The 492-nt window shown below is 48.4% G+C and carries 1 pseudogene; it reads left to right on the forward strand.

The features are described from left to right. Positions 1–261: 261 nt before the first annotated feature. Positions 262–492, forward strand: a pseudogene (locus QVO51_RS03765) (terminase small subunit); the annotation flags it as partial.

Consider the following 492-nt stretch of genomic DNA (forward strand, 5'->3'; position numbering starts at 1 on the left):
AATTCCCCGGTGCATCTGCCGCACAAACTTTGTGCGGTGTTGCCTAAAAATTACCCTGTAAGCACAGAGAATTCTTGCACTAAACAATTATATCGTATCAGGGCGATTCTGTCAAGCATTTTTCTCAACTTTTTATGAAAAAGAACGATTCTGACGAATTTTCACAAAAAAAATCACCGGACTTGTACATGCACATACAAGAAACCGGCAAGAAGGGGGTGTCAGTGAGCGGTGTATACCGCAGAAAAGGAGGCGATTTTTATGACGGAACAGACAAAACGGATGCGCAGACAGTTTTGCAGTCTGTATGCAATGCTGGGGAATGTTTCCGAGGCAGCCCTCCGGGCAGGCTTTGACCCGGATACCGCATTTCAAAGCGGACTGGAAATTCTAGGAATGCCAGCCTATCAGCGACTGGTGCATCGGCTGACCAGAATGCCCCGGATCGACCCGAAACAGCAGGTGCATGTGGGACTGGAGCGGCTTGCTTTC

This window comes from Ruminococcus sp. CAG:379, assembly GCF_000434255.1.
Classification (GTDB): Bacteria; Bacillota; Clostridia; order Oscillospirales; family Ruminococcaceae; genus Ruminococcus_F; species Ruminococcus_F champanellensis.